Annotated in this window: 25 protein-coding genes; 9 read left to right on the top strand and 16 right to left on the bottom strand. The window is 72.2% G+C overall.

The genetic code is table 11. The features are described 5' to 3' along the window. Positions 1–16 precede the first annotated feature (16 nt). The 8 genes from ACTMTU_RS06270 to ACTMTU_RS06235 all read right to left on the bottom strand — a co-directional run bounded on the left by ACTMTU_RS06270 (position 17) and on the right by ACTMTU_RS06235 (position 9,344). Complete coding sequence (locus ACTMTU_RS06270; protein WP_441262444.1) at positions 17–1,612, bottom strand: ABC transporter substrate-binding protein; 1,596 nt, start codon at positions 1,610–1,612, stop codon at positions 17–19. Positions 1,613–1,710: 98 nt separating this feature from the next. Further along, positions 1,711–2,784 (bottom strand): acyl-CoA dehydrogenase family protein, encoded by a 1,074-nt coding sequence (locus tag ACTMTU_RS06265; protein ID WP_441262443.1) that lies wholly within the window; start codon positions 2,782–2,784, stop codon positions 1,711–1,713. Next, the gene (locus ACTMTU_RS06260; protein WP_441262442.1) at positions 2,781–3,968 is read right to left on the bottom strand and encodes an acyl-CoA dehydrogenase family protein; all 1,188 of its coding nucleotides are present in this window, start codon (positions 3,966–3,968) and stop codon (positions 2,781–2,783) included. Before ACTMTU_RS06260 ends, ACTMTU_RS06265 begins: the two co-directional genes overlap by 4 nt. After that, entirely contained in the window at positions 3,965–4,933 is a 969-nt protein-coding gene (locus tag ACTMTU_RS06255) for an NADPH:quinone oxidoreductase family protein (RefSeq protein ID WP_441262441.1), read from the bottom strand. The genes ACTMTU_RS06260 and ACTMTU_RS06255 overlap by 4 nt, the downstream gene beginning before the upstream one ends. A gap of 78 nt (positions 4,934–5,011) precedes the next feature. Next, on the bottom strand, positions 5,012–5,599 hold the full coding sequence (locus tag ACTMTU_RS06250) for a helix-turn-helix domain-containing protein (RefSeq protein WP_441262440.1): 588 nt from the start codon (positions 5,597–5,599) through the stop codon (positions 5,012–5,014). A 66-nt stretch (positions 5,600–5,665) separates the two neighbouring features. Further along, complete coding sequence (locus tag ACTMTU_RS06245; protein WP_441262439.1) at positions 5,666–6,412, bottom strand: PIG-L deacetylase family protein; 747 nt, start codon at positions 6,410–6,412, stop codon at positions 5,666–5,668. A 32-nt stretch (positions 6,413–6,444) separates the two neighbouring features. Further along, positions 6,445–7,746: an alpha/beta fold hydrolase gene (locus ACTMTU_RS06240; RefSeq protein ID WP_441262438.1), complete on the bottom strand. Its 1,302-nt coding sequence runs from the start codon at positions 7,744–7,746 to the stop codon at positions 6,445–6,447. A 128-nt stretch (positions 7,747–7,874) separates the two neighbouring features. Further along, a complete protein-coding gene (locus tag ACTMTU_RS06235; RefSeq protein WP_441262437.1) occupies positions 7,875–9,344 on the bottom strand; it encodes a cellulase family glycosylhydrolase in 1,470 nt (489 codons plus the stop codon). A gap of 410 nt (positions 9,345–9,754) precedes the next feature. Between ACTMTU_RS06235 and ACTMTU_RS06230 the strand changes: the two genes are divergently transcribed. Together ACTMTU_RS06230 and ACTMTU_RS06225 are read left to right on the top strand one after the other, a co-directional pair. Continuing rightward, positions 9,755–10,726, top strand: coding sequence for an acetylxylan esterase (locus ACTMTU_RS06230; protein WP_441262436.1), 972 nt, complete (start codon positions 9,755–9,757; stop codon positions 10,724–10,726). A 214-nt stretch (positions 10,727–10,940) separates the two neighbouring features. Continuing rightward, on the top strand, positions 10,941–11,642 hold the full coding sequence (locus ACTMTU_RS06225; RefSeq protein WP_441262603.1) for a cupin domain-containing protein: 702 nt from the start codon (positions 10,941–10,943) through the stop codon (positions 11,640–11,642). Between the two features lie 492 nt (positions 11,643–12,134). Here ACTMTU_RS06225 and ACTMTU_RS06220 read toward each other — a convergent pair whose 3' ends face one another. Continuing rightward, positions 12,135–12,656 (bottom strand): metallophosphoesterase family protein, encoded by a 522-nt coding sequence (locus ACTMTU_RS06220; RefSeq protein ID WP_441262435.1) that lies wholly within the window; start codon positions 12,654–12,656, stop codon positions 12,135–12,137. Positions 12,657–13,119: 463 nt separating this feature from the next. On the opposite strand from ACTMTU_RS06220, the gene ACTMTU_RS06215 reads away from it, so the two are divergent. After that, complete coding sequence (locus ACTMTU_RS06215) at positions 13,120–13,437, top strand: hypothetical protein (RefSeq protein WP_441262434.1); 318 nt, start codon at positions 13,120–13,122, stop codon at positions 13,435–13,437. Between the two features lie 183 nt (positions 13,438–13,620). Here ACTMTU_RS06215 and ACTMTU_RS06210 read toward each other — a convergent pair whose 3' ends face one another. Next, complete coding sequence (locus tag ACTMTU_RS06210) at positions 13,621–13,848, bottom strand: DUF6296 family protein (RefSeq protein ID WP_189472059.1); 228 nt, start codon at positions 13,846–13,848, stop codon at positions 13,621–13,623. 161 nt (positions 13,849–14,009) lie between these two features. Here ACTMTU_RS06210 and ACTMTU_RS06205 point away from each other — a divergent pair, with 161 nt between their 5' ends. Next, positions 14,010–14,966, top strand: coding sequence for an aldo/keto reductase (locus tag ACTMTU_RS06205; RefSeq protein WP_441262433.1), 957 nt, complete (start codon positions 14,010–14,012; stop codon positions 14,964–14,966). Positions 14,967–15,074: 108 nt separating this feature from the next. Here ACTMTU_RS06205 and ACTMTU_RS06200 read toward each other — a convergent pair whose 3' ends face one another. Beyond that, on the bottom strand, positions 15,075–15,248 hold the full coding sequence (locus ACTMTU_RS06200; protein ID WP_189472057.1) for a CsbD family protein: 174 nt from the start codon (positions 15,246–15,248) through the stop codon (positions 15,075–15,077). Positions 15,249–15,438: 190 nt separating this feature from the next. On the opposite strand from ACTMTU_RS06200, the gene ACTMTU_RS06195 reads away from it, so the two are divergent. The 3 genes from ACTMTU_RS06195 to ACTMTU_RS06185 all read left to right on the top strand — a co-directional run bounded on the left by ACTMTU_RS06195 (position 15,439) and on the right by ACTMTU_RS06185 (position 17,012). Continuing rightward, positions 15,439–15,744, top strand: a complete 306-nt coding sequence (locus ACTMTU_RS06195) for a hypothetical protein (protein WP_307710033.1) — start codon at positions 15,439–15,441, stop codon at positions 15,742–15,744. A gap of 237 nt (positions 15,745–15,981) precedes the next feature. Then, positions 15,982–16,338 carry a PRC-barrel domain containing protein gene (locus ACTMTU_RS06190; protein ID WP_441262432.1) on the top strand — a complete coding sequence of 119 codons (357 nt, stop codon included), beginning with the start codon at positions 15,982–15,984 and terminating at the stop codon, positions 16,336–16,338. 128 nt (positions 16,339–16,466) lie between these two features. After that, a complete protein-coding gene (locus ACTMTU_RS06185; protein WP_441262431.1) occupies positions 16,467–17,012 on the top strand; it encodes a tellurite resistance TerB family protein in 546 nt (181 codons plus the stop codon). A 59-nt stretch (positions 17,013–17,071) separates the two neighbouring features. Here the strand turns inward: ACTMTU_RS06185 and ACTMTU_RS06180 are convergent, their stop codons facing one another. From ACTMTU_RS06180 to ACTMTU_RS06165, 4 genes are all read right to left on the bottom strand, one after another. Beyond that, positions 17,072–18,961 (bottom strand): DUF2264 domain-containing protein, encoded by a 1,890-nt coding sequence (locus tag ACTMTU_RS06180; protein WP_441262430.1) that lies wholly within the window; start codon positions 18,959–18,961, stop codon positions 17,072–17,074. Continuing rightward, complete coding sequence (locus tag ACTMTU_RS06175) at positions 18,958–19,998, bottom strand: hydroxyacid dehydrogenase (RefSeq protein ID WP_441262429.1); 1,041 nt, start codon at positions 19,996–19,998, stop codon at positions 18,958–18,960. The genes ACTMTU_RS06180 and ACTMTU_RS06175 overlap by 4 nt, the downstream gene beginning before the upstream one ends. A 164-nt stretch (positions 19,999–20,162) precedes the next feature. Next, the gene (locus ACTMTU_RS06170) at positions 20,163–21,293 is read right to left on the bottom strand and encodes a substrate-binding domain-containing protein (protein ID WP_441262428.1); all 1,131 of its coding nucleotides are present in this window, start codon (positions 21,291–21,293) and stop codon (positions 20,163–20,165) included. A gap of 139 nt (positions 21,294–21,432) precedes the next feature. After that, the gene (locus ACTMTU_RS06165; protein WP_441262427.1) at positions 21,433–21,699 is read right to left on the bottom strand and encodes a hypothetical protein; all 267 of its coding nucleotides are present in this window, start codon (positions 21,697–21,699) and stop codon (positions 21,433–21,435) included. 121 nt (positions 21,700–21,820) lie between these two features. Here ACTMTU_RS06165 and ACTMTU_RS06160 point away from each other — a divergent pair, with 121 nt between their 5' ends. Both ACTMTU_RS06160 and ACTMTU_RS06155 read left to right on the top strand, forming a co-directional pair. Continuing rightward, complete coding sequence (locus tag ACTMTU_RS06160; RefSeq protein ID WP_441262426.1) at positions 21,821–22,744, top strand: NADP-dependent oxidoreductase; 924 nt, start codon at positions 21,821–21,823, stop codon at positions 22,742–22,744. Positions 22,745–22,996: 252 nt separating this feature from the next. After that, positions 22,997–23,848, top strand: a complete 852-nt coding sequence (locus tag ACTMTU_RS06155) for a class I SAM-dependent methyltransferase (RefSeq protein WP_441262425.1) — start codon at positions 22,997–22,999, stop codon at positions 23,846–23,848. A 231-nt stretch (positions 23,849–24,079) separates the two neighbouring features. Here the strand turns inward: ACTMTU_RS06155 and ACTMTU_RS06150 are convergent, their stop codons facing one another. After that, positions 24,080–25,174: a glutamate--cysteine ligase gene (locus tag ACTMTU_RS06150; protein WP_441262424.1), complete on the bottom strand. Its 1,095-nt coding sequence runs from the start codon at positions 25,172–25,174 to the stop codon at positions 24,080–24,082. Between the last annotated feature and the right edge of the window lie 238 nt (positions 25,175–25,412).

Below are 25,412 nucleotides of genomic sequence, written 5' to 3'. Positions count from 1 at the left end.
GCGGGGACGGCGCGTTTCACTTCTTCGGTGTCCAGTCCTCGACGTTCCACCACGGGCCGGAGGCCAGGCCGTGGTCGTGCGGTTCTGTCTGGGTGGTGAGGCCGTCCCAGGTGTCGTTCACGACGTACAGGTGGTCGATGTGGGTGAGGAAGGTGTATCCGGGGTTCTTGACCAGTTCGCGCTGGACGGTGTCGTACGCGGCCTTGCGGGCGGCCTTCTCGTCGGTGCGGCGGCCGGTGTCGAGTGCCTTGTCGACGGCCGGGTTGTCGTACCCGGCCATGTTGTTGAAGCCGTCGCCGGCGAGGGCGGAGTTGAGCAGCAGGTACTGGTCGAAGTCGGGGTCGCCGGGCGCGCCGCCGCCGGCGAGCACGGCGTCGTGTTCCATCCGCGGTTCGATGACTTCCCAGGTGCCGGCCTTGGTGGTGATGTCGATGCCGGCCTTCTTGGCGTCGGAGGCGTAGGCGAGGGCGTGGTCCTGGCGGAGTTTGTCGCCGGTGAGGTACCAGAGCGGGAACGCGGCGCGGACGCCGTTCTTGACGCGGATGCCGTCCTTGCCGGGCTTCCAGCCGGCCTCGTCGAGGATCTTCTTGGCGCCTGCGAGGTCGTGGCGGCGCTCCGTCCCCTCGGCGAACCACTCGTTGCCGGTGGGGACGGGGCCGTAGGCGGGTTTTCCGGCACCGTCGAGGATGCTGTCCACCATGGCCTGCCGATCGACGGCGATGTCGAGCGCCCGTCGCACCGCGGTGTCGCCCGCGACCTTGTTGTGGGTGGGGAGCGTGACGGTCCGGTAGTCGTACGTGGTGGCGCGGTGCGTCTTCCTGCCCTGCTCGCCCTCGAACCCCTTGGCGAGGTTGGGCGGCAGGATGGCGCCGTCGAGGTCACCGGCGCGCAGCCGGGTGGCGCGGACGTCGTCGTCCTTGATGATCGCCATGGTGAACTTCTTCACCGCGGGCGCGCCGCCCCAGTAGTCCGGGTTGGCCTTGAAGCTGATCTTCTCGCCCTTGGACCAGCCGGTGAGGATGTACGGGCCGGTCCCGATCGGCTTGGTGGTGAACGGGCCGGTGTTGACGTCCTGCCGGCCCGCGATGTGCTCCGGGGCGATGGGCAGTACGGTGCGCTGCGCGAAGGGCGCGTAGGGGTACTTGAGTGTGAAGACGACGGTGTCGTCGCCTTCGGCCCTGACATCCTTGACCGCGTCGAGCTCGGTCCTGGAGGCGTTGTTGGTCTTCTCGTCCAGGACGGTGCGGTAGGTGAAGACGACGTCCTTGGCGCTGAAGGGTGTGCCGTCGCTGAACTTCACGCCCTTGCGGAGCTTGTACGTGTAGGTGAGGCGGTCGGGGCCGACCTCGGGCAGCTCGGCGGCGAGGGCGGGCCGGAGCCTCATGTCCTTGTCGTGGGCGAGCAGCCCGTCGAAGATCTTGGAATTGCCGTCCTTGCCGTAGCCGAGCAGCGGGCTGAGGCTGTCCGGTTCGTAGGCGATGCCGACGACCGCCGAGTCCTTCGCGCCCGACCCCGCGGCGCCGCCGCCCGGGTTCGAGCAGGCCGCCGCGCCGAAGGTCAGCGCGGCGGCCACGGCCGTGGCGGCGGCAGCCCGTATCGATCGGCCCGTCATGAACGTCCACCCCTGTTGAAGATCAGCTGTTGTTGCAAACGTCTCGCATTAAACAGCATGTAAGGGCGCGACGGAACGGGGGGTATTACAGCCCGCGTCTACGGAGCCTGAAGATCGACGAGGGCCGCCACTGCCTCCTTGTGCCGTCCGGGCGTGCCGAGCGCGATCTCGTCGGCCTTGGCGCGCTTGAGGTACAAGTGGGCGGGGTGTTCCCAGGTCATGCCGATGCCTCCGTGCAACTGCACGCACTCCTCGGCCGCGTGGACAGCGACCCGTGAGCAGTACGCCTGGGCGACGGCCACCGACAGCGCCGCCTCCGGGCTGCCGGTCGCCAGGGCGTCGGCGGCGGCACGAGCGGCCGCCCGCGCGGAGACGACCTCGAGCCACAGCTGCGCCATGCGGTGCTTGAGCGCCTGGAACGAGCCGACGGGACGGTTGAACTGGTGCCGTTCGCCGGTGTGCCGGACGGTCTCCTCCAGGCACCACTCCGCGAGACCGAGCTGCTCGGAGGCGAGCAGGCCTGCCCCGGCGAGCAGGCCACGGCGCACGGCAGCGGAGCCCGCCGCGGCGTCCGCCAGTCGCGTGCCGCCTTCCCCGGCGGTGACGGCCGCGAGGGGACGCGTGAGGTCGAGCGGGGTCAGCGGTTCGACGACGGCCTGCGCCGCCTCGACCGCGTACAGCCCGTCGGCCCTGAGCACCAGCAGTACATCGGCCGTCGCCGCGTCGGCGACACCCGTGATACGCCCGGCGCCGTCGGGCAGCGGACCGTCCGGCGCCGTGGACAGCGGCACGGCCACGACGGCCGTGCGCCGGCCCTCCGCCAGTTCCGCGAGCAGCGCGGCCACGGCCTCCGTCTCCGTGTCGAGCGACAGCAGCGCCTGCGTCGCGACGACCGAGCTGGTGAGGTACGGCGCGGCGACGACGCCCCGCCCCAGCTCCTCCAGGACGACCGCGGCCTCCCGGTGGGACGCGCCCTGGCCACCGAGCTTCTCGGGGACGAGCAGCCCGGCGGCGCCCATCTCGGCGGCGAGCGAACTCCACAGCCGCGGGTCGTAGGGTGAGCCGGCCTCGGCGCGGGCCGCGAGTGCCGCCGTGTCGCCGCGGGCGGCGACGAGGGACCGCACGGCGGCGCGCAGGTCGTCCTCGGTCTCCGAGTAGAGCAGATCAGTCATCGCGCGAGGTCCTTCCAGGCGACGTCCTTGTCGTTGCGCGGCTCGGAGGGAAGCCCGAGGACGCGTTCGGCGACGATGTTCAGCAGCACCTCGGTGGTGCCGCCCTCGATCGAGTTGCCCTTGGACCGCAGATAGCGGTAGCCGGCATCACGTCCGGTGAAGTCGACGAGCTCGGGCCGGCGCATCGTCCAGTCGTCGTACAGCAGCCCTTCCTCGGCGCGCAGTTCGACCTCCAGGCCGCTGATCGCCTGGTTGAGGCGGGCGAACGCGAGCTTCATCGCGCTGCCCTCGGGGCCCGGCTGGCCGGCGACGAGCTGCTGGCGCAGCCGCTCCCCCGCGAGCCGGGAGACCTCGGCCTCGACCCACAGTGTGAGGAGCCGCTGGTGCAGGTCGTGGGTGCGCAGCTCGGGGCGCTCGCGCCAGGTCCTGGCAATGGGGCCGATCATGCCGCCCTCGCGGGGCAGCCGCATGCCGCCGATGGCGACGCGTTCGTTGTTCAGCGTGGTCTGCGCGACCTTCCAGCCCTCGCCGACCTCGCCGAGCCGGTGCGCGTCGGGGATGCGCACGCCGGTCAGGAAGACCTCGTTGAACTCCGCCTCGCCGGTGATCTGGCGCAGCGGCCGGACCTCCACACCGGGGTCGGTCATGTCGCAGACGAAGTAGGTGATGCCGCGGTGCTTGGGCAGGTCGGGATCGGTGCGGGCGATGAGGATCGCCCAGCGTGCGACGTGCGCGCTGGAGGTCCACACCTTCTGGCCGTCGACGATCCAGTCCCCCGAGTCCCCGTCGCGTACGGCGCGGGTGCCGAGCGCCGCCAGGTCGGAGCCGGCCCCGGGTTCGCTGAACAGCTGGCACCAGACCTCCTCACCGGTCCACAGGGGGCGCAGGAAGCGCTCCTTCACCTCCTGGGAGCCGTACTTGAGGATCGTGGGCGCGGCCATGCCGAGTCCGATGCCGATACGGCGCGGGTCGTTGTCGGGCGCTCCGGCGGCGGCCAGTTCGGCGTCCACGACGGCCTGAAGGGAGCGGGGGGCGCCGAGGCCGCCGAGGCCCTCGGGGAAGTGGACCCAGGCGAGGCCCGCGTCGAAGCGTGCCTTCAGGAAGTCGGCGCGGTCGGTGGTGGCCGGCGGGTGCGCGGCCAGCAGCTTGCTGGTGCGGTCGGTCAGTTCGGCTGCGTCCGTCATCGGCCCGCTCCGTCCGGAACGACGACCAGGCGGCCGGTGGTGGTGCCGTCGGCAACGCGCTGCACGGCTCCGGCGGCGTCCTTGAAGGCGACCCGGTCGCTGATGAGCGGTTTGATCAGACCCTTGGCCGCGTAGTCGGTGAGCGTCCGGTGGCAGCGGCCGATGGCGCCCGGGTCCTTGGTGGCGTACAGGCCCCAGTGCAGGCCCATGATCGAGTAGTTCTTGACCAGGGCGTGGTTGAGGGCGGGGGCCGGAATGTCGCCGCTGGCGAAGCCCACGACGACGATGCGGCCCTCGAAGGCCACGCACTTGGCGGACTTGGCGTACGCGTCGCCGCCCACCGGGTCGTAGACCACGTCCGCGCCGCGTCCGCCGGTAGCCTCCTTCACGGCGGCGACGATGTCGTCGGTGCGGCGGTCGATGACGACGTCGCAGCCCAGCTCCCGCGCGGCGGCGGCCTTCTCCGGGCCGCCGACGACGCCGATCACCCGGGCGCCGGCCGCTTTGCCGAGTTGCACGGCGGCGCTGCCGACGCCGCCCGCGGCGGCGTGGACGAGCAGGGTCTCGCCCTCCTTCAGGGCGGCCCTGCGGTGCAGCCCGAACCAGCCCGTCTGGTACCCGATGTGCAGGGCGGCGGCCTCCGCGTCGTCGAGCGCGTCGGGTGCGGGGAGCACGGCGGCCGCGTCGGCGACCACGTACTCGGCGAGCCCGCCGTTCGGCAGGGCGGGGTTGGCGATGACGCGCCGGCCGTCCTCCGTCTCGCCGCAGACCTCGACTCCCGGGGTGAACGGCAGCGGCGGCCGCACCTGGTACTGCCCCCGGCAGAGCAGGGCGTCGGGGAAGTTGATGTTGGCCGCACGGACCTTGAGGAGGAGCTGTCCTTCGCCGGGCGTGGGCCGGTCCACCTCTTCGAGCCGCATCACCTCGCTCGGCTCGCCGTTGCGGTGCACTCGCCATGCCTGCATTTCGGGGCCTCCCACACGTAGGGCAGTTCTGTGCTGCGCCGCATACTAAGCGGTCGCTTGCCCGTCCGTGAAGACCCTTTACTCCTCCTTGGGCCGCGCCCGCACATGCATCCGCTCCCCCTGCGGCCCGAAGAGGCTCAGAAATTCGATCGGTCGGTCGTCGGCACACCCGAACCAGTGCGGCACCCGCGTATCGAACTCCGCCACCTCGCCCGGCCCCAGCACCACATCGTGGTCGCCGAGCACCAGCCGCACGCGGCCCGACAGGACGTACATCCATTCGTACCCCTCGTGGGTACGAGGTTCCGGCTGCTCCCCGGACGGCTTGTGGATCACCTTGTACGCCTGGAGCCCTCCCGGCCGCGCGGTGAGCGGGTACATCGTCCGGTGGCCGCGGACGATGGGCTTGGCGCGCACCCGCGGGTCCCCGACCGGCGGGGCGCCGACGAGTTCGTCCAGCGGGACCTGGTGGGCACGGGCGATCGGCAGCAGCAGTTCGAGGCTCGGGCGGCGCCCCCCGGACTCCAGCCGGGACAGCGTGCTCACGGAGATACCGGTCGCCTCGGAGAGCGCACCGAGGGTCGCCCCCCGCTCGCGCCGGATCCGGCGGAGCCGGGGGCCCACCTCGTTCAGTACGGCGTCCAGCTGCGTGTCGTCATCACTCATGCACCCATTGCAGGAACGGCAACGTCATTTGTCAAATGAACAAACCGCACTGCGGGGGCGGAGGCGTCAGCGCCCGAACAGCTCGAACGTGACGGCCGGGCGGCCGCCGAAACGCGGAGCCGCCATCTCGGCCATGCGGGTCAGGAACGTACGGCAGTACTCCTGCGGGTCCTGCTCCGTCAGGCCCTCGATGTACAGACGGTGCTCCAGCAGCGACGCGACGGATCTCTCGAGTCCGGGGCCCGCGTCGACGGCGTGGGTGGGGCTGGTGGAACCCGCCACCGCCACCCAGCGCACGCCGTCCCAGGGCTCGAGGCCCTGCTCGGAGATGAGTTCGGGGAAGATCCAGCGGTTGCCCGCGTCGCCGGCCGCGTCGAGGGTCGCCCGGCCGACGGCCCGGTGATCGGGCGTGTTCCACGCCGTGCCGCCCCAGGTGTCACGGTGGTTGAGGGTGATGACCAGCTCCGGCCGGTGCCGGCGGACGGCCGCCGCGATGTCCCGGCGCAGGTCCGTCCCGTACTCGATGACACCGTCCTTGTGATCCAGGAACTCGACGACGGAGACGCCGACGACGGCCGCGCTCGCCCGCTGCTCCCGCTCGCGCAGCGGCGCGCACTCCTCGGGGGCGATGCCGTCGATGCCGGCCTCTCCCCGGGTGGCAAGGAGGTAGGCGACCTCGCGGCCCTGGTCGGTCCATCCGGCGATGGCGGCCGCACAGCCGTACTCGAGGTCGTCGGGGTGGGCGACGACCGCGAGCGCGCGCTGCCAGTCGGCCGGCATCTCTTCGAGCTGTTCGGTCTTCTGATCGGTCATGTCCCGCAGGATACGGACCAACTGATCATGTGTCAGAGCTCCTGGCGGGCGAGTGCCAGCAGCCGGTCCACCACCCGCGGTCCGCTCACCCGCACTCCGTCGTGCTCGTACTCGTCGGTGACCCAGGTGCGCAGCCCGCGCACGGCACGGGCGGTGCGCAGCGAGTGGGCGGTGTCGACGTACATGTCGTCGTGGTAGACGGCCGCCGCCACCGGCACCTCGTTGGCGGCGAGCCGGGCCGGGTCGTACAGCGGCGCCCAGTCGGTACGGGCGGCGAGGAGCTCCGCGGTCTCGCGCAGCGGCCGCAGGGCGGGATCCACCTCGAAGTGCCAGGGGTGGACGGTCTCGCCGGTGAACATCAGCGGCCGGTCGCCCTCGAGCGCCGCCGCCGCGTCGAACTCGGGGAACTCGGCGCGCACCCGCTCCGCGGCCCAGTCCGTCGACCGCCCGCCCTGTGCGTAGATGGCCTCGTGCAGCACCGCGTACAGCGGGTTCGCGGCGAACGAGAGGACCGGACGAACGCCCTCCTGGAAGGCGTCGGACAGTTCGTGGCCCGATGCCGTGCGCACGAAGGCGTTCTCGAGCAGGTAGTGCAGCTGATGGCTGCCGTCCGCGCCGCCGAGCAGGATGCCCAGCGACTGGAAGGCCTCCGGCGTGAGGGTGTAGCCGCCGGGCAGCCGTGCCGGACGCTCCGCGAGGTGGGCGGCGATCCGCCGGGCGCGCTCCACGTCCTGCGGGTAACGGGCGTAGTGCGCCTCGGCCTTGCGCCGGATGCGCGGGTAGGCGGCCCGGTAGACGTCATCGGCGTGCGCGTCGAGGGACGGCAGGCCGCCGGTGATCAGGACCGTGTCCAGTCCTTCCGGCGCGGTGGACAGGTAGTGCGTCGCGCAGAAGCCGCCGAAGGACTGGCCCAGCACCGTCCAGGGCGCTCCGCCGGTGAGGCGCCGCCGGACCGTCTCGCAGTCGCGGACGATGCTGTCGGCCCGGAAGTGGGCGAGGTGATCGGCCTGCGCCCGCGGTCCGCCCCGCTGTGCGAGGGTCTGGCGGTTCTGCGGCGTGGAGCGGCCGGTGCCCCGCTGGTCGAGCAGGAGCACGCGGAAGTCCTGTACGGCCCGCCCCAGCCAGGTCTGCTTGCCGATGAACCGGCGGACCGCGTTGCCGGGGCCGCCTTCCAGGTACACCAGCCACGGCTTGCCGGTGTCCGGGTGGTCCGCGGCGGACACGACCTCGCGGGCGTAGAGCTCGAGCTGCTCCCCGGCCGGGTCACCGTGGTCGAGCGGGACGGTGAAGTGGTGGTCGGTGAGGACGACTCCCGGCTGCCGGTAGCTGGCCACTGCTGCTCCTGTTCCCTGTGCGCCCCCGCCCGTCCAGTGGATCACAGCGGACGGGCGGGGGCGCCGGGGGGTGGCCGGCGGCGGGCGGTGCGCTCGCCGACGGCACCGGACAGGGCAGGCCGACCGGGTCAGCCGGTCGGGAAGTTGTCCGCCGTCCTGATCCGGTCACGGACCCAGACGCCGGCCGGCTTCAGCGAGCCGGTGCCGGCCCAGGGGCCGTTGTCGGCGCAGGTGCCGCTGTTGAACACGGCGCCCGACCTGTTGTCGTCGGAGTAGTTCCAGTTGACCCAGCTGATCTTCTTGCTCGCCATCAGGTCGATGTAGCGCTGCGACATGGTGAAGTCGTTGGCGCCCTCGCCGGCGTAGTCCTGCGTGCCGAACTCGGTGACGAACATGGGCACGCGGTCGGCCGCCCGGGACAGGGCGCTCAGGTACTCGTCCTTGTGCGAGGCCGCGTAGAAGTGGAACGTGTACATGATGTTGGAGGCGTTGACCGGGCTGTTCACGACCTCGCTCTCGTTCGAGCCCTCGGAGACTCCGAGGGAGGACCAGGCACGCGTGCCGACGAGGACCGGGGTGTCGGCGTCGTAGCGCCGGATGACCGGGATGAGCTCCTCCGCGTAGCTCTTGATCCTCGACCAGCTCACGCCGCTGGGCTCGTTGGCGATCTCGTACAGCACGTTGGTCTTGTCCTTGTGGCGCTGCGCGATCTCGGTGAAGAAGGTCTTCGCCCGCGAGAGGTTGTGGTGCGGGTCGCCGGGGCTGAGCATGTGCCAGTCGACGATCGCGTACATACCGCGGGCGGTGGCCTGCTCGATGACCGAGTGGACCTTGTCGGTGAAGCCGCGCGGGTCCGTCTCGTAGCCGCCCTCCTGGACGTACATCGAGATCCGCAGGACGTCGGCCTTCCAGTCGGTGGCCAGGGCGTCGAGGGAACCGTTGGTGACGCACTGGCTGTACCACTGGAGGCCGTGGGTGCTCATGCCGCGCAGCTGGATCGGGTTGCCGTACTGGTTGCAGAGCTTGGTGCCGCAGACCTTGAGCTGACCGTTGATTCCGGCCGGGGTGCCGCCGGTGGTGGGAGTGGTCTCGACGGCGAGGTGGTCCACGTTCGGGCCGCCGTCTGGTCCGGCGGCGGTCGCCCTGATGGTGTTGGCGCCCGCCTTGAGGTCCGCGGTGACGGTGGTCGTGGACCAGGAGGTCCAGGCGCCGGTGCCGGGAAACGCGCGGTTGTCGGCGGCGAGCGCGCCGTTGACGGTGATGTCCATGGGCCTGCCGGACGTGCTGCCGTTGGCGAAGCGCAGCTTGAGGCCGACCCGTCCCGCCTGGGCCGCCTGGACCGTCCACTGGACGTAACTGCCGCTGACGTTGTCGTAGTTGACGAATCCGCTGCCGGTGAAGCCGGCGTGGTTGGACTCGACCAGACCACGCGAGACGGTCGCGTTCTCGGCCTCGTGGGTGACAGCGGCCGCCGGGGCGGGCGGTGCGGGTGTGGGGGCCGCCGGTGCGGCGGGTGCGGTGGTGAGGGTGAGGAGCAGAGCGGCGCCGAGGGCGCCGATGCTGCCCAGGGGGCGTAGCCAGAACCGTGCCGGTCTCATGGGGGACTCCGTTGGCTGGGCGGATAGCCGGACAGGCCGAAGAATCGGCCGGGAAATGATTGGAAGGAAACTTTCCTAACCGAAGGGTTTAGCAGGGGCCCCGCTCCCGCGACAAGGGGCATGACAAAACAAGGACCTCCGCCCGCCGCACGTCCGACAGATGCGGCCCGGCTCACGCACGCGGCCGTCCGCCGCTTCCAGCGTGCGGGCGCGAGCCGGTTCGGGCAGGTCAGCGGGGCCGAACGGAGGGCGGGCGGCCCGGCCACCCGGCCACGGTGCGACGCCACGCGCCGCCGCGGGAGGGCGGGTCCGCGCGTCCGGCCCTCGACGTTCCACCTGTCGGGCGGGCTCTTGCCCCGTGGTGGCAGCCCGTGTTGATCTGCTGACACTCTCGTAGGAAAGGCGGCCCCATGGCCCTGTTCGACCTGCCTCTGTCGGAGCTCCGCGCCTACCGCAGCGCCTCCGCGGAACCGGAGGACTTCGACGCGTTCTGGACGAAGACGCTCGAGGAGGCCCGCGGCCACGACCTCGACGCCCGCTTCGAGCGGGTAGCGACCGGCCTCAGCACGGTGGACGTGCACGACGTGACCTTCGCCGGCTTCGGCGGCCACCCGGTGAAGGGCTGGCTCGTGCTGCCCGCCGGGGCCGAGGAGCCGCTGCCCCTGGTCGTCGAGTTCCTCGGTTACGGCGGCGGCCGCGGCCTGCCGCACACGCATCTGCTGTACGCGTCGGCCGGATTCGCGCACTTCGTGATGGACACCCGCGGCCAGGGCAGCGGATGGTCGACCGGCAGCACTCCGGACCCGGTGGGCAGTGCGCCTTCGTACCCCGGCTTCCTGACGCGGGGCATCGAGGACCCTCACGAGTACTACTACCGACGGGTGTTCACCGACGCGGTCCGCGCGATCGAGGCCGCACGCTCGCACCCCTTGACCGACGCCTCCCGCACCGCGGCCGTCGGCGCCAGCCAGGGCGGCGGGATCACCCTGGCCGCCGCCGGCCTCGTGCCCGACCTCGCGGCCGTGGCACCCGACGTGCCGTTCCTGTGCGACTTCCCGCGGGCGACGACGCTCACGGACCGCGAGCCGTACCGGGAGGTGGGCCACTACCTGAAGACCCACCGCGGCCGGAGCGAGCAGGCGGCCCGGACCTTGGCCTACTTCGACGGCGTGCACTTCGCGGCACGCGGCCGGGCGCCCGCGCTCTTCTCCGTGGCGATGGAGGACCAGACCTGCCCGCCGTCGACGGTGTTCGCCGCCTTCAACGCGTACGGCCACGAGGACAAGCAGATCGAGGTCTACGACTTCAACGATCACGAGGGCGGCGGCCCGTTCCAGGAAGCCGCCCGGCTGCGCTGGCTGCCGAAGCGACTGACGACCTGACGCCCGGGGCACGGACGCGGCCTTGACCGTGTCCGCAGGGGAGCCTACGTTTCCCGGGAAAGCGCTTACTGCATGCGAGCTCGGCGGCCCGCCGCCCGACCGGAGGAGACGAGTGGTGAGCACGACTGACCCTGCGGACACGGCCGCGGACACGGCCGCCGGCGCGGCGGCGACCGTTGCACGGCCGGCCGGTCCGGCCTCCGGCTACGGCGGGCTGCCCGGCGGTATCGGCGTGTCGCGGCTGCGGGTCTACGACTGGCCCGCAGCCGACGGCCTGCGTGGAGGCACCCCGCACATCCACCTGACCTGCTCGGAGGGGTACGCCGTGACCGGCGGTCGCGGCGCGGTGCAGACCCTGACCGCATCCGGGTTCGAACAGACAACCCTGGCGCCGGGCTCGCTGGTCTGGTTCACCCCGGGCACCATCCACCGGCTGGTCAACGAGGGCGGTCTGACCATCGTGGTGCTCATGCAGAACTGCGGCCTCCCAGAGGCGGGCGACGCGGTGCTGACCCTGCCGCCGCGTCTGCTCGCCGACCCCGCCGCCTACCGCGCCGCCGTCGCCCTGCCGCAGGGCGGGACCGAGGAGGAGCTGGAGCGGGCGGCCCGCCGCCGTCGCGACCTCGCCGTCGAAGGATTCGAGGCGCTGCGCAACGCGACGGAGGTCGGCGATCCCGAGCCTCTGGCCGCGTTCCACCGGGCCGCCGCGGCCCTGGTACGGCCGCTCGTCGGCGCATGGCGCGAACGCTGGCGCGACGGCGCGGCCGCCGCCGCCGCGGCGACGGCCGCACAGCTCGACGAGCTGGATCAGGGCGGCGCGGGCCACCTGACAGAGGCGCGGGTCCGGGCCGAACAGCCCTCCGCGCACGGCCGTTTCGGCATGTGCGGACGCCTCGACGTGTACGACATCGGCTGACGGGCGTCCCCCGCGCCGCACGTCCGGCCTTCCGCGCGAAACGCGACGGTCCGCCCGGCTCAGGGGCACGGGCCCGCGATATTCACGGACCGCCGACTTGCCCGGCCTCCCGGCCTCGCCGGCACGGGCTCCGGGCCCACGGACCTCGACACGCTCACGCTCTCGTTGCCACGGGCGCGGGCTCACGGACCGCCGACTTCCCGGTGTCCCGGCCTCGCGGGCACGCGCTCCGGGTCCACGGGCTCCGGGCCCACGGACCTCGACACGCTCACGAGCTCTCGCTGCCACAGGGTCACGGGCGCGGGCTCACGGACCGCCGAACTTCCCGGTCTCCCGGCCTCGCAGGTCCGGGCTCCGGGTCACCGGAGCGGACACGCGGATGGCATGGCTCTCGCAGCCCCCAGGCTCACGGGCACGGGCACGGGCGCGGAGCCACGGAGATCACGGCTCACGGGCTCTCGTACTCGCGGAGCCACGGGCGGCCCGCTGACCTCAAGGGCTCACGGCCGCCGCCCCGGAGCGGGGCAGACGGTGCAGTTCGACCTCCGACAGCCTGCCGCGCGACACCCTGGCGGTCATGTACGTGCAGTGCGGCTGACGTCGGCGGTCGGTCGGCGAGCCCGGATTGAGCAGCCGCAGCCCGCCTGGGGCGGTCGTGTCCCACGGGATGTGGCTGTGCCCGAACACCAGGACGTCGAGCTGGGGAAAACGCTCGGCGCACCGCCGTTCGCGGCCCTGCGCGGGACCCGTTTCGTGGACGACGCCGATGCGCAACCCGCCGAGCTCCGCCAGCGCGACCTCCGGCAGACGGGCCCGCAGGTCGGGTCCGTCGTTGTTCCCGTACACCGCGAGAAGACGCGCGGAGCGGGACTCGAAGAGGTCGAGGGTCGCGGCGTCGACCCAGTCGCCGGCGTGGATCACGACGTCTGCCCGTCGGACGGCCTCCAGAAGCTCTTCGGGCAGTTGCCGGGCCCGTTTCGGCACATGGGTGTCGGAGGTCAGCAGCAGCCGCATGCCACCACCATGCGCCGCGCCGGGGCCGTTCGCAGCCCGGTTCCTTCCGGCCCGGCCGACGGATTCCGGATTTCCGGAAAGTCGTGTGCATACCCCTGCGTGAACGGGGCACGAGAAGCCCGAGCGCTCGTCCGGCCCACCCCCCTGGCCGTCGGCGAGGCGTTGCGGCCCCGCCTCCATCCCCCCGGAGGCGGGGCCGCCCTTGTCTCCCCTCCTGCCGCCGCCGATCGCCCGACGGGCCGGATGCCTGCTGGATCCCGGGGCGGCGGGTACGTGCCGAGCAGGTTCGCCGGAACACGCCCGTGACTCGGCGGCCGACGTGGGTACCCGACATGGACAAGCTGCCGGCGAGATCCCGCGACGAGGGTGTCGCCGGCGGCCCGCCAAGACGGCCAGCGGGCCGGAGGGAAAGGTGAAACCAGTGAGCGCTCCTGCGCAACCGCAGCGGGACGAAGGGAAACCCGTGGGGGTCAGGGCCTACGCAGAGGCCGAGGCGGCGGAACGCGAACTGCCCCGGCTCCTCTCGTCACGGGAGGCCCCGCCCGGCTACCGGGACGGGGTGTCGGCGGGATACCGATGGGCCCTGGGCCGGGACGCCCGATCGCCCGTCACCGGAGCAGGCGTCGACGGCGTGCCGGACATGGAACTGCTGACCGCGGAGATCGACGCTGCGGTGGTCCGGGAGGACGAGGCCGCAAGCGATCCCGTCACGCGGGACTACGTGCGCGGCGTGCACTCCGCTCTGGCCTGGGTCTGCGGTTACAGCGATCGCCGGGTGTGACGCGGCCACCGCCCGGCACGCGGTGCCCGCCCCGCCCGTCGCCCTGTAACGCCCGCCGACCGTCGCCTTGCCACGCATGCCGTGCCACGACGTGCGCATTCCGGCGGCGCCTCACCTGAGCCGTCCGGCGCGTCACGCCCTCCGGCACCTCACATCTTCTGGTCCTTCTGGTCCGTACGGCCTTCACACCTGCGCGGTCCGCGCGATCACCGGCAGCTCATGGGCCTGATGACCGCCGCTGGCGAGCATCCGTACCTCACTCTGGCCGCTCACCTCGGCTCGTACGATCCCCGTCTCGTCCTCGTAGATCGGGTTGCCGCCCGGTCCTGTCTTGTCGGTACGCCGCACCACGACCACGTCGTCCACGGCCGCCGCCTGGAAGATGAGTTCGTAGCTCTCCGGATATTCCATGACCGCCTCCCGGTCCCTGCGCCTCGCGACCTGGAAACACGTGGCGGCCGCGCGGCGCCTTCCTTCCATCGTCACTCCGGCCCGCGGCCCGCGCCTGTCCGGCAGCCGGCGCCGCGGATACCCGTTTGGGCACCCGCACCCGGCCGTGGAAGGGTGAACCCGTGACGAAGAACGCGGACACGGGCGCGGAGCGGCTGCTCTACGGATGCATGGGACTGGGCGGGGCCTGGGACACGACGCCGTACGGCGCGTCGGACATCGCGAACGCCGAGGCGGCGGTCGAGGCGGCACTCGACAGCGGGATCACGGCGTTCGACCACGCCGACATCTACCGGCACGGCAAGGCGGAGGCCGTGTTCGGCGAGGTCCTCGCTCGGGCTCCGGGACTGCGCGAACGCATCGTCCTGCAGACGAAGTGCGGCATCCGGCTCGCCGACGGTGAACGGCCGGGCATGTACGACCTGCGGGGCGGGAGCATCGTCCGGCGCGTCGAGGAGAGTCTCGTCCGCCTGCGTACCGACGTCATCGACGTACTGCTGCTGCACCGGCCGGACCCGTTGGCCGACCCGGAGGACGTCGCACAGGCACTGACATCGCTGCACCGGCAGGGGCTCGTGCGCCGCTTCGGCGTCTCGAACATGAGCGGCCCGCAGATCTCGCTCCTCCAGAGCTTCCTCGGGCTGCCGCTGGCCGCCAACCAGCTCGAGATGAGCCTCCACCGCCGGGACTGGCTCGAAGGGGGCGTCCTCGTGAACACCCCGGAGGCGGCGTCGACCGGTTTCCCGCTGGGGACGGTGGAGCACTGCCGCTCGAACGGCATTCGTCTGCAGGCCTGGGGCGCCTTGGCGCAGGGACGCTTCACGGGCCGCCAGGAAACCTTGGCGGAGCAGGCGACGGCACGGCTCGTCACATCGCTCGCGGAAGCCAAGGGCACCTCGCCGGAGACGGTTCTGCTGTGGTGGCTCCAGCGGCACCCCTCTCGGATCGCGCCGGTCATCGGCAGCGCGAGGCCCGAACGCATCCGTGCGTGCGCCGACGCCGCGCGACGGGACCCTGAGCTCACCCATGAGGAGTGGTACGAGCTCTGGATCTCCGCGCGCGGCGCCGCTCTGCCCTAGAGGGCGTCTTGTTCCGGTCCTGCCGGGCCCGGTCCGGACGAAAGCCACCGGTGCTGTCCCGGCCGGCCCGTCGGCATCAGAGCCGCACGGGCCGACGGCATGCTTCGATCAGTGGCGGAAGACGTCCTTCGTCTTCTCCTTGGCCTGGCGGGCGTCGCCCTTGGCCTGCTCCGCCCGCCCCTCGGCTGTGAGCCTCTCGTTGCCCACGGCACGGCCCGCGGCTTCCTTGGCCTTGCCCTTGGCCTGTTCCATCTTGGCGCGGGTCTTCTTCTTCTCAGCCACGGAATTCACATCCCAGCTGTATTCGACGTCATGGATGTCTGTCTGCTCTCCGATCGGTCCCGCCTCAAACATCGCCGGTTCCCTGCGCGTGACATGCGGAAAGCGATTTCTGAGGTGTCTTTCGGGCAACACTCGGCGTCGGAAACGAAGGGCGTTCGCGAATCCGCCGTCATGGTGTGAGTCTGGAGTAATGAGCTGGGCGTCATGGACAACTCGCGATGTATACACGGGACGCGGCGGTGCCCTCACGGAGGAGACCGGGGTGATGACCGGTAACCTCACCGTCCACACCACATGGGCCGATGACACCGCACAGGTCGCTCTGCAGTTCACGGGTGCGACTGACTGGTTCACGATGGCCGGCAGTCCCACACCGTGCCCTTCCGAGGAAGCCAGCCGGGCACTGCACGACGCGGTCGTCCAGGCGGTCCGCAACGGCGGGGGCGCCGTGGTTCCGGCATGGGCACCACAGGAGGGGAGGACGACCGGGCACTGAGGTCAGTCGTCACAGGCCACGGCTCCTGCGGTACGAAAAGCCGCGTGAAGGATCCGGAAGAGTCGAAAAGCGCGCACAGGGGGCGCTCGACCGGTGTGTCCGGGACACGACGGCATCTCTGCCGCCGCGGAGGGGCACAATCTTGCGGACCGGGCATCCTTGTGCGGACACCCGGCGCTCCGCAGGGGCAGTCATTCGACCACGATTCGACGATCAGGAGGATTCACGTTGCAGGACATGTGGATCTACTCGCCCGGCATCGGCCACCGACCGGGACGGGACCTGACCGGTTTCACCGTGGAGACGCCGGACGGGGTTCTCGGGCACGTCGACCGGCAGTCCGACGCCCCCGGCAGACAGCACCTCGTCGTCGACACCGGCGCGTGGGTCTTCGGGCGGAGCGTTCTCGTGCCCGCGGGGTTCGTCCGGCGGATCAACGCCGAGCAGCGGACTGTCACCGTCGTCCCCACGAAGGAGCAGATCAAGAACGCCCCGCCGTTCAGCAGGGACAGCGAGACGGCTGACGCCGGCTATCTCGACGGTGTGGGCCGCTACTACGCCGGACTCGACCTCTCGGAACCGCCCGCGGTGTGACCGGCCCGAACCCGGACAGGGTCGCCGGGGCCGGAACGTGTGGGCGTGCCCGAGCGTTGGCAGGGTGACGCGGCCGCGACACGCGGTCGCCGCACGTACGACGCTCGACAGAAGCCGAGGTGGCACCAGTGGCAATGTGGGACCGGATCAAGGACCAGGCCAAGAATCTGCAGCAGGGCCAGGGCACCCGGAGCCCCGGCGGGCACGGCACGGGCTCACGGTCCTCGGGCGGCTCCCGCGCCCAGCTGGTGAGCGCGCTGAAGACACAGCTCACCTCGCTGAAGACGGAGTTGAAGAGCGGGGCGTTCAGGGATGCCAGCATGGCGATGTGCGCCCTGGTCGCCGCAGCCGACGGGCATGTGGACCAGGCGGAGCGGCAGCACGTCGAGTCGCTGATCCTGGGCAACGACGTCCTGCAGAACTTCCCGGCGGACCAGCTGCGCCAGCGTTTCAACAAGCACGCCGACCAGCTCTCCGCCAACTTCCTGCTGGGCAAGGCGCAGGTGATGCAGGAGGTCGCCAAGGCGGCGAAGAAGCCCACGGAGGCCAGGGCCGTGATCCAGACGGGCATCGTCATCGCCGGCGCGGACGGCTACGTCGAGCCGTCCGAGCTGGAGATCATCCGTGAGGCCTGCGCCGTACTGGGGCTCTCCCCCACGGAGTTCGGCATCTGAGCACTCCGCCGCCGGCCGGGCGGGCCGGGACTCCGGACCCGGCCCGCCCGGCCCGCCCGTCATGGCCGGTGCGCGGCCCGGCAGGTGACGCAGACGGGATCGAAGGTGATCCGGGTCCGGGAGCCGTCGTCGGCCCACCGCACCTCGAAGCCGTCGTCGTCCACGGTCACAGCGGCGACGGCATCGGCCGCGGGAGGGCTCTGCGGATCGCCGGAGAGCACCGCCAGCGCCGCATAGACGCGGGTGCCCCGCACCGGGGCGGCGAGCCGCGGCATCACGGCCCACGGCGTGTACGCGGTCCCCTGCGGCGCGCGTACCTGGTCCCCCTCGAGCCAGCCGTGCAGCGGATGCAGCGCCGAGTGCAGCGCCTCGTCCGGGCCGGTCGCCCAACCCGTCTGCTCGACGCGGGCACCGGGCGGGGCGCCGGTCACCCGGTGCACGCGCAGTTCGATCCCACCGCGGGCGACGGTGACGCTCTCCACCTTCAGGCCGGGCACCATGGGCGGCCCCGCGGGGAACACCGGCCGGTGCCAGGACGCGGCCCAGCCCCACCCGTCACCCCCGCCCGCGCCCAGCGGGTGGATGCGGCGGCGGACGCTGCGCACGCCGCCGACCACGAGCCCGAGGTGGTTGTCGGCGGTGTTGGCGGTGGACGTCGGACCGGTGCGGGTGGAGTACGCCTGACGGCCGTAGTGCGGATCGTCGTCGGCGGCCGACTCCCCCTCCTGGGGGCGCACATGGTCGCTGCCGTGGTTGTGCAGCCGGACGATTCCGTCGGCGCGGGTGCTCTGCACCAGCAGCCCGGGCGCGGGCAGCGCCAGCACCCGGTCGGCTCCCTCACTCGGCGCGGCCTGTTCCGTGGCGGTCCACAGCGGGTGCCCGGCCGGGGCTAGCAGACATACGAACGCCTTCGACGCCCAGTACGGGGACGCCGGCCCGGAGTAGTTCTGCAGCGTCTCCTCGTGCCGCCCGTGCCAGCCGAGGGCGAGCAGCCCGTCACGGCCGACGGCGCCACGGTCGAGGAAGTAGCGCAACGCCCCGCTGATCAGCCTGCGGGAGACCCCCGGCTCGAGCGGCGTGCTGCCGGTGACGGCACCGAGGCCGACCGCGGAGGCGGCGGCGAAGCGGTAGGTGAGCGAGCGCCCGAAGTGGACGGGCGCCCCGTCCGAGCCGAAGAGGAGTCCGTAGCTCTCCAGGTGCTCGCGCAGCCGCTGCGCGTACGGGTCTGCCGCGGCGCCTGCGAGATGGGAGTCGAGCACCGGATACAGGTGCAGGGCCCAGCCGTTGTAGTGGTCGAACGCCCGGCCGTCGCCGTCGGCGTACCATCCTTGGCCGCGGTACCAGCCGTCGAGCAGTTCGAGGGCGCGCTCGCGGGCACGCGTGGTCTCCTCGTCGCCGCGGCCCACCGATTCCAGGAACCCGGCCACGGTGTACGGGAAGAGGTACCAGTTGTTGGGCGAGGGCACGTGGCGCAGGGCGCCGCGAAGCCATTCCTCGGCCCGGTCCTGGACGTCCGCTTCGAGCCGGTCCCACAGCCAGGGCCGGGTCATCCGCAGCCCGAGGGCCACGGACGCGGACTCGACCATGGGCTGGCCCGCGACGTCGTGGCCGAGGATCACGGGCCAGGACTCGGTGTCGTCCCGGCCGGGGGTGCGGGTTCCGGCGGCGATGCCCTCGGCGTACCTCTCCAGCCATCCGTGCGGGTCGTCGCCGCCCGCTCCCGCGACCCGGAAGGCCGCGGCGAGGAAGGTGCGGGCGTATCCCTCGAGTCCGTCGGAGCGGACCCCGGAGGCGGAGGGGCGTCCCGGCAGGTCCAGCAGGGCACCCCTTGGGGTCGACCAGCGCCGGGCGGCCGTCAGCAGGCCGTCGGCCGCCGCCTCCCAGTGCTCTCGGGTGTACCCGGTGTACGGACTCAGGACCCGGTCGACGCCGGGCAGTTGCAGGCTCATGCGAGACGGGCCAGCCTCTCACGCAGTACGGGGTGGGCGAATGCCTCGCCGCCCGCCCAGCGGGCGACCTCCGCGACGGCGAGCTCCGCGAGCCGCCCCCATTCGTTACCCAGGGAGCCGGCGATGTGCGGTGTGATCGTGACGTTGTCGCAGTCCCACAACGGGTGCTCGGGCGGCAGGACTTCGGGGTCGGTGACGTCCAGCACGGCACGGATGCGGCCTTGGACGGCCGCCTCGGTGAGGGCGTCCTGATCGATGACGGCTCCACGGGCGGTGTTGATCAGGACGGCGTCCGGCCGCATGGCGCCGATCAGTTCCCGGCCGACGAGACCGCGGGTGTCGGGCAGCAGCGGGGTGTGGACGCTGACGACGTCGCTGCGGATGAACAGTTCGCCGATGCCCACGGCCTCGACGCCGAGCGCGGTGGCGTCGTCCTCGTCGACGTACGGATCGTGCAGCAGCACCTCGACGTCGTACGCGCGCAGCAGCTCGATCACCCGGCGCCCGATGAGGGAGGCGGACAGGATGCCCACCGTCCGGCCGTAGTTGCCGATGTCGCGCGGTGTCCCGAGCAGCGCGGGGCGGCGGCGCTCCGACCGCAGTGTGCGGGCGCTCTCCAACGCGCGCTTGCCGCTGAGGAGGATCATGGCGACGGTGTACTCGGCGACCGGCAGGGCGTTGGCCGCGGCCGCGGAGGACACCGCGATGCCGCGTTCCCAGCATGCCTCCGTGATATGGCCGCGTACGGACCCGGCCGTGTGGACGACGGCGCGCAGCTCGGGTGCGGCGTCGAGTACGGTCCGGTCCAGCGGCGGGCAGCCCCAGCCGGTGACCAGGACCTCGGTGTCGCGGAGGACTTCGCGCGCCCGCCCGGTGGAGAAGTCGTCGAGGGCGGGTCCGGGCGCGAGAACACAGATGTCGGCGAGGGCGGCCAGGGCGGTGGGGTCGAGCACGGCGGCTGCCGCGTCCGGTGCCATGGCGAGCGCGGCACGGGGGCGGGCGGAGCGGCCGGGGGCGGCACCTGACGAGCGGGGCATCTCTCTCCTCGCGGGGTGGGCGGGCGTGCCGCGGCTCTGTCCGGTCGGCACGGCCCGGACAGAAACCGCTTGTGGAGGAAGACAGCGGGGCGACTCGGGAGCACGGAACACAGAGCATCCTGAGCGACTGGTCGATCAAGGTCAAGAGAACGATCAGAAGAAACTCAAACGGTCGAACGATCAGACCGGAGATCCTGGGCCGATCCGCGGATCTTCAACTCGGGGAGGAGTTCCGTCCGTTGAGGCGGCGCGCCCGGCCGGGACAGCCGCTGCACGAGCAGTTCGGCGGCCACCCGCCCCACCGCGGCCTTCGGCGGGGCGACGGCGGTGAGCGGGGTGCTGCCGAAGGCGGCCACCACGTCGTCGTAGGCCACCACCGAGCAGTCCTGGGGCACCCGCACTCCGCTGTCGGCGAGTTGCTGCACCAGCATCAGGGCGTCGACGTCGCCGTGGAGCACGGCAGCCGTGAAGCCGCGCTCCCGCAGCAGGCGGGCGAGCCCGTCGCCGGAGACGGGGCCGTCCCGATCGCCTGCTCCCGCCGGATCGACGGCCTCCGAGGTCGAGGCGCTCAGCACGACGTCCCAGGCCTCGACCTCCTCGCGGTCCCCGGCGATCCGGGCGAAGGCGGAACGCAACGCCCGCGCCGTCGGGCTGTCGTCCCGCGCGGCCAGCACGATACTGCGGTGCCCCAGCGACACGAGGTGCTCGACCGCGAGATGCATCCCGTACCAGTGGTCGGAACAGACGGAGTCCATCGCATGCAGCCCGCTCCCCCGGCGCGGCCTGCGCTCCATCAGGACGGTGGGCACGTCCAGGTCCGAGAGCCAGGCGTGGCCGGCCTCCTCCTCGGCCACCGTGCGCCAACGCGGGGCGATCAGCAGTCCCCGCGCGCCGTCGGCCAAGGCGCGCTCCACGAGTGGCCGTTCGGCCCCCGCGGCCTGCGAGGTGATGTGCAGGGCCACCCGTATCCCGGCGGCGTCGAGCACGGTACGGGCGCCGTGCATGGTCTCGTACAAGTACGTGTGCCGCTCAGGGACGACAAGAGCTACCGCCGCATCGTTCGCGGCATCCGACGAAGCGGACGCGGGCACCTGCGCCTGCGCCGCGGATTCGATCGAGCGGGCAACCCCGTGCCCGCGTCGCAGCTTGCCCGCCCTGGCGAGCTCCTCGACGTCCCGGCGGGCGGTCACGACCGAGACTTCCAGTTCGCCGGCGAGGTCGCTGACCCGCACCGACCCTCTCGACCGCACCACAGCGAGGATCCGCCTCCGCCGCACCTCGCTCGGCTCCCGCATGCCCTGTGGCCTCCCCTGCCGGATCACCGCTGATCGTTCGACCGTTCGGCAGGAGAATACCGATCGCGGGCGTACGGGAACGGCCCCCGGGCGGAAGTATCCGCTGCGGCAACCGGGGTCGGCGCCGGCGCGTCGTGGATCAGCCGGTGGATTCGTCCGGTGTCGGCGTCCCGGACGGCCCGCCTTCGTCGCCGGGGGCTCCGCGCGGGCCGGCGCCCGCCTCGTCCATGTCGGGCACGTCGTCGCCCGCCCCCTCCGGCTGCTCGGCGCCGCCGTCCCCGGCCCGGTCCGGCGATTCCTGCTCGGGCGACGGTTCCTCCGCCGCGCCGGCCTGCTGGTCGGGCATGTCACGCGGCAGCGGGGCGTCAGTGTCCTCGAAGCCCTCCGGCCGGTATTCGTCGCTCATTCCGCCTCCCTCGTCGAACGTCTCCAGCGGTGCCGGACGCTGCGCGGGTACCCGCCCGGGCGGCGCCGACACGAGGCGGCGGACGATCGGGGCGGCGGCGCACCGGGGTGTAGAAAGAACCATGCGAGCGATCACAGCCGACCGCTACGGCGGCCCTGAAGTCCTGCGGCTCACCGAAACCGCTGATCCCAAGATCGCACCCGACGCCGTCCTGGTCCGCGTGAAGGCCGCCGGTGTCAATCCCGTCGACTGGAAGATCGTCGCCGGATACCTCGACCCGATCATGAACGTCCACTTCCCGCTGATCCCCGGCTGGGACATGTCCGGCGTCGTCGAGGCGGTCGGCCTGGACGCGACCGAGTTCTCCGTGGGCGACGAGGTCTGCGGCTACGTCAGGAAGGACGAGGTGCAGCACGGCACGTTCGCCGAGCTGGTCGCCGCCCCGGTCCGCACGCTGGCGAAGAAGCCCTCCTCTCTCGACTGGCGGCAGGCCGCGGGCCTGCCGCTCGCGGGGCTCACCGCCCACCAGTCCCTGGCCCGCATCGGCGTCACGCGTGGCGACACGGTCCTGGTGCACGCCGCCGCCGGCGGTGTGGGCTCGTTCGCCGTGCAGATCGCGGTGGCCCTGGGCGCCCGCGTCATCGGTACGGCGAGCGAACGCAACCACGACTTCCTGCGCTCGCTGGGCGCCGAGCCGGTCGTCTACGGGGAGGGCCTCGCCGAGCGGGTACGCGAGCTGGCGCCCGACGGCATCACCGCAGCCGTCGACTACGTCGGCGAGGACGCCGTGGAGGTCTCCCGGCAGCTGCTCACCGACCGGACCCGCGTCGCGTCCGTCGTGGACGCCTCGGTCACACAGCGCGGCGGGCACCACGTCTGGGTGCGGCCGAGCACCGCCGACCTCACCGATCTCGGCCGGCTCGCGGACTCGGGCAGCCTCACCGTGAACGTCGACCACGCGCTGCCCCTCGCCGAAGCGGGCGAGGCGTTCCGGCTGAGCTCGGAGGGGCGCACCCGCGGAAAGATCGTGCTGGAGGTCGCCTGAGTCTTCGGGTGGGGCGGGGCGGAACGGGCAAGCACCGAACCCGCCGACCGTGACGGGGCGACGCCGGACAGCGCCGATCTCGATCGGGCGCCGCCGGACGTGGACCGGGGCGTGAAACGGAGAAACCAGGCGGAGACCACCCACCTCTCCCTATCGTGGAAAGCACCGGAAGCAATTCGGCAGAGCTGGTGAAAACGGTCGGAAAGGCCGCTACCCGACGGCCTCGGCCAGACTCTCCCCAGGAGGTCTGTCATGACTGACGCTACCGAAGCGGCCCAGGCCGACGTCCAGGCGGACGTGGCGCTCAAGGCGAAGCACCGGAAGATGTGGGCGCTGGGCGACTACCCCACCCTGGCCGGTGAGCTCATTCCCGAGCTGGGCACGACCCTGGTGGAGGCGTGCGGCGTGGCGGCCGGCGACAAGGTGCTGGACATCGCGGCCGGGACGGGCAACGCGTCGATCCCCGCGGCGCGGGCCGGCGCCGATGTCGTCGCCTGCGACCTCACGCCGGAGCTGCTGGAGGCCGGACGGCAACAGGCGCGGAAGCAGGGCGTGGAGCTGGAGTGGCGCGAGGCCGACGCCGAGGCGCTCCCCTTCGGCGACGGCGAGTTCGACACCGTCATGTCCTGCGTCGGGATCATGTTCGCCCCGCACCACGAGGCAGCGACCGGCGAACTGCTCCGGGTCTGCCGCCCGGGCGGGACCGTCGGCCTGATCAACTGGACGCCGGAGGGGTTCATCGGGCAGATGTTCGCCGCGATGAAGCCGTACGCCCCACCGCCGCCCCCGGGTGCGCAGCCCCCACCGCTGTGGGGCAAGGAGGAGCACGTCAGGGCGCTCCTCGGCGACGGGGTGAACGGCCTGGAGATGCGCCGGCGGACGGTGCGGGTGGACCGCTTCGACCGACCGGAAGCCTTCCGTGACTACTTCAAGGCCGTGTACGGGCCGACCATCGCCGTCTACCGGAACATCGCCGAATCCCCGGACCGGGTCGCCGAACTGGACAGCGCACTCACCGAGCTGGCCCGCGAGCACGACTCCGGCTCGGGAGGCTTCGCCATGGAGTGGGAGTACCTCCTGGTGACCGCCCGCCGAAGCGGTTGACCCACGACGGAACCGGGGCAGAGGGAGACCCCGCCGCGACGGGGGAGGCGCGGCGGGGCCCGATGGGCGTATGCCCCAGGAGCGGAGATCCATGCGTCTTCGGCACGGCGGGTCCGCGCCGCGGGTCGTGATGCCGCGGCGGGCCGCGTCCAAGACCTCGGCAGCAGTCGTGTCCCTCGACGGCCGACCGGCGAGCGGCGCTGAGGGTTCGTCCGGGGGCCGGCCACGGCGTCAGTGGCCGGCGGTCCTGCGCACGCAGGCGGCGACGACGTCCCGCAGGCTTCCCGTCCGGTGCAGCAGGTCGCGCTGGAAGCGGGCGCCGTTGCCGTCCGCGTGCAGTGCGGCGACCGCGTCCGCGGCGCGCTCCGCGTCGCCGGTGTCCTTCAGGGCGTCGCCGACGTGGTCGAGCAGCACCCGTACGACGTCGGCGGCCGGTTCGGGGCGCATGGTGAGCGGGTGGATCAGCCGTTCCTCCAGTCCGGAGCGGCTGGCGCGCCACGCCGCGAGCCGCAGCAGGCAGACACCGTGCGGCACGGGCGGCAGACCCTCCCGCCACTCGCGTGCAGCCGTCTCCACGAGCCCGCGGACGAGCGTGGCGACGAGCACCGTCGTCGAAGGGTCCAGGCAGACGTCCGCCACACGGATCTCCACGGTCGGATACCGGTGGGAGAGACGGGCATCGAAGTAGATCATTCCCTGGTCGTGCAGGGCCCCGGTGCCGACCATGGCCTCGACCTGCTCGTGGTAGCGGTCGGCGGACCCGAACAGCTCCACCGGACCCGCCGACGGCCAGCGCGCCCAGACCCGGCTGCGGTAGCTGGAGTAGCCGCTGTCCTTCCCCTGCCAGAACGGTGAGTTCGCGCTGATCGCCACGAGGACCGGGAGCCAGGGGCGGATGCGGTCGAGGACCGCGACGCCCTCCTCGTCGGATTCGACCGCCACATGGACGTGGCACCCGCAGGTGAGCTGTTCCTGTGTGGTCAGGCCGAATTCCTCCGCCATCCAGCCGTACCGCTCGCCGCCCCACAGCGACGGACTGACCGGCAGCGGCGAGGTGGCCAGCGCGGCGACCGCCGCGCCGAGACGTTCGGCGTGGTGGGCGGCCTCGGCGCGGCGGCGGCCGATCTCGTCCGCGAGAGCGTCCATCGACACCTGCGGAAGCGTGGCGAACTCGAGCTGTTCACGCTGGAGCTCCGCCTCGAACACCTCCCGGCCGTCGCCGCCCTCCCGCTCGGCGGACGCGAGCACCGCCGCGGCCAGGGCACGCGGCTCGCCCGAGTCCGGATCCACGAGGAGCAGCTCCTCCTCCACGCCCACCGTGCGCATGCCCACCACTCTCCGCCGAGGTCGAGATCTGTCGTGTGCCCCCTCATGGGAGCTCGATGCGTCACCCCCGGCCATGAAAGACGAGAACGCCCGGACCCCGGCCGGCGCCGCTCGGACGGCGTGGCGGCGGCGTAAGCGGTGCCGGGCGGGGCAGGCGCATTGTCATGGCAGACATCGCACGGCTGCCGCAGCAGCCCACGCAACGCATTCACTTCCTGGACCGCGACGTGTGTGCGGC

This window comes from Streptomyces sp. OZ13, from assembly GCF_052068155.1.
In the GTDB taxonomy this organism is placed as follows: domain Bacteria; phylum Actinomycetota; class Actinomycetes; order Streptomycetales; family Streptomycetaceae; genus Streptomyces.
The sequence above is the reverse complement of the archived record's forward strand: the minus strand, read 5'-3'. Positions and strand labels throughout refer to the sequence as shown.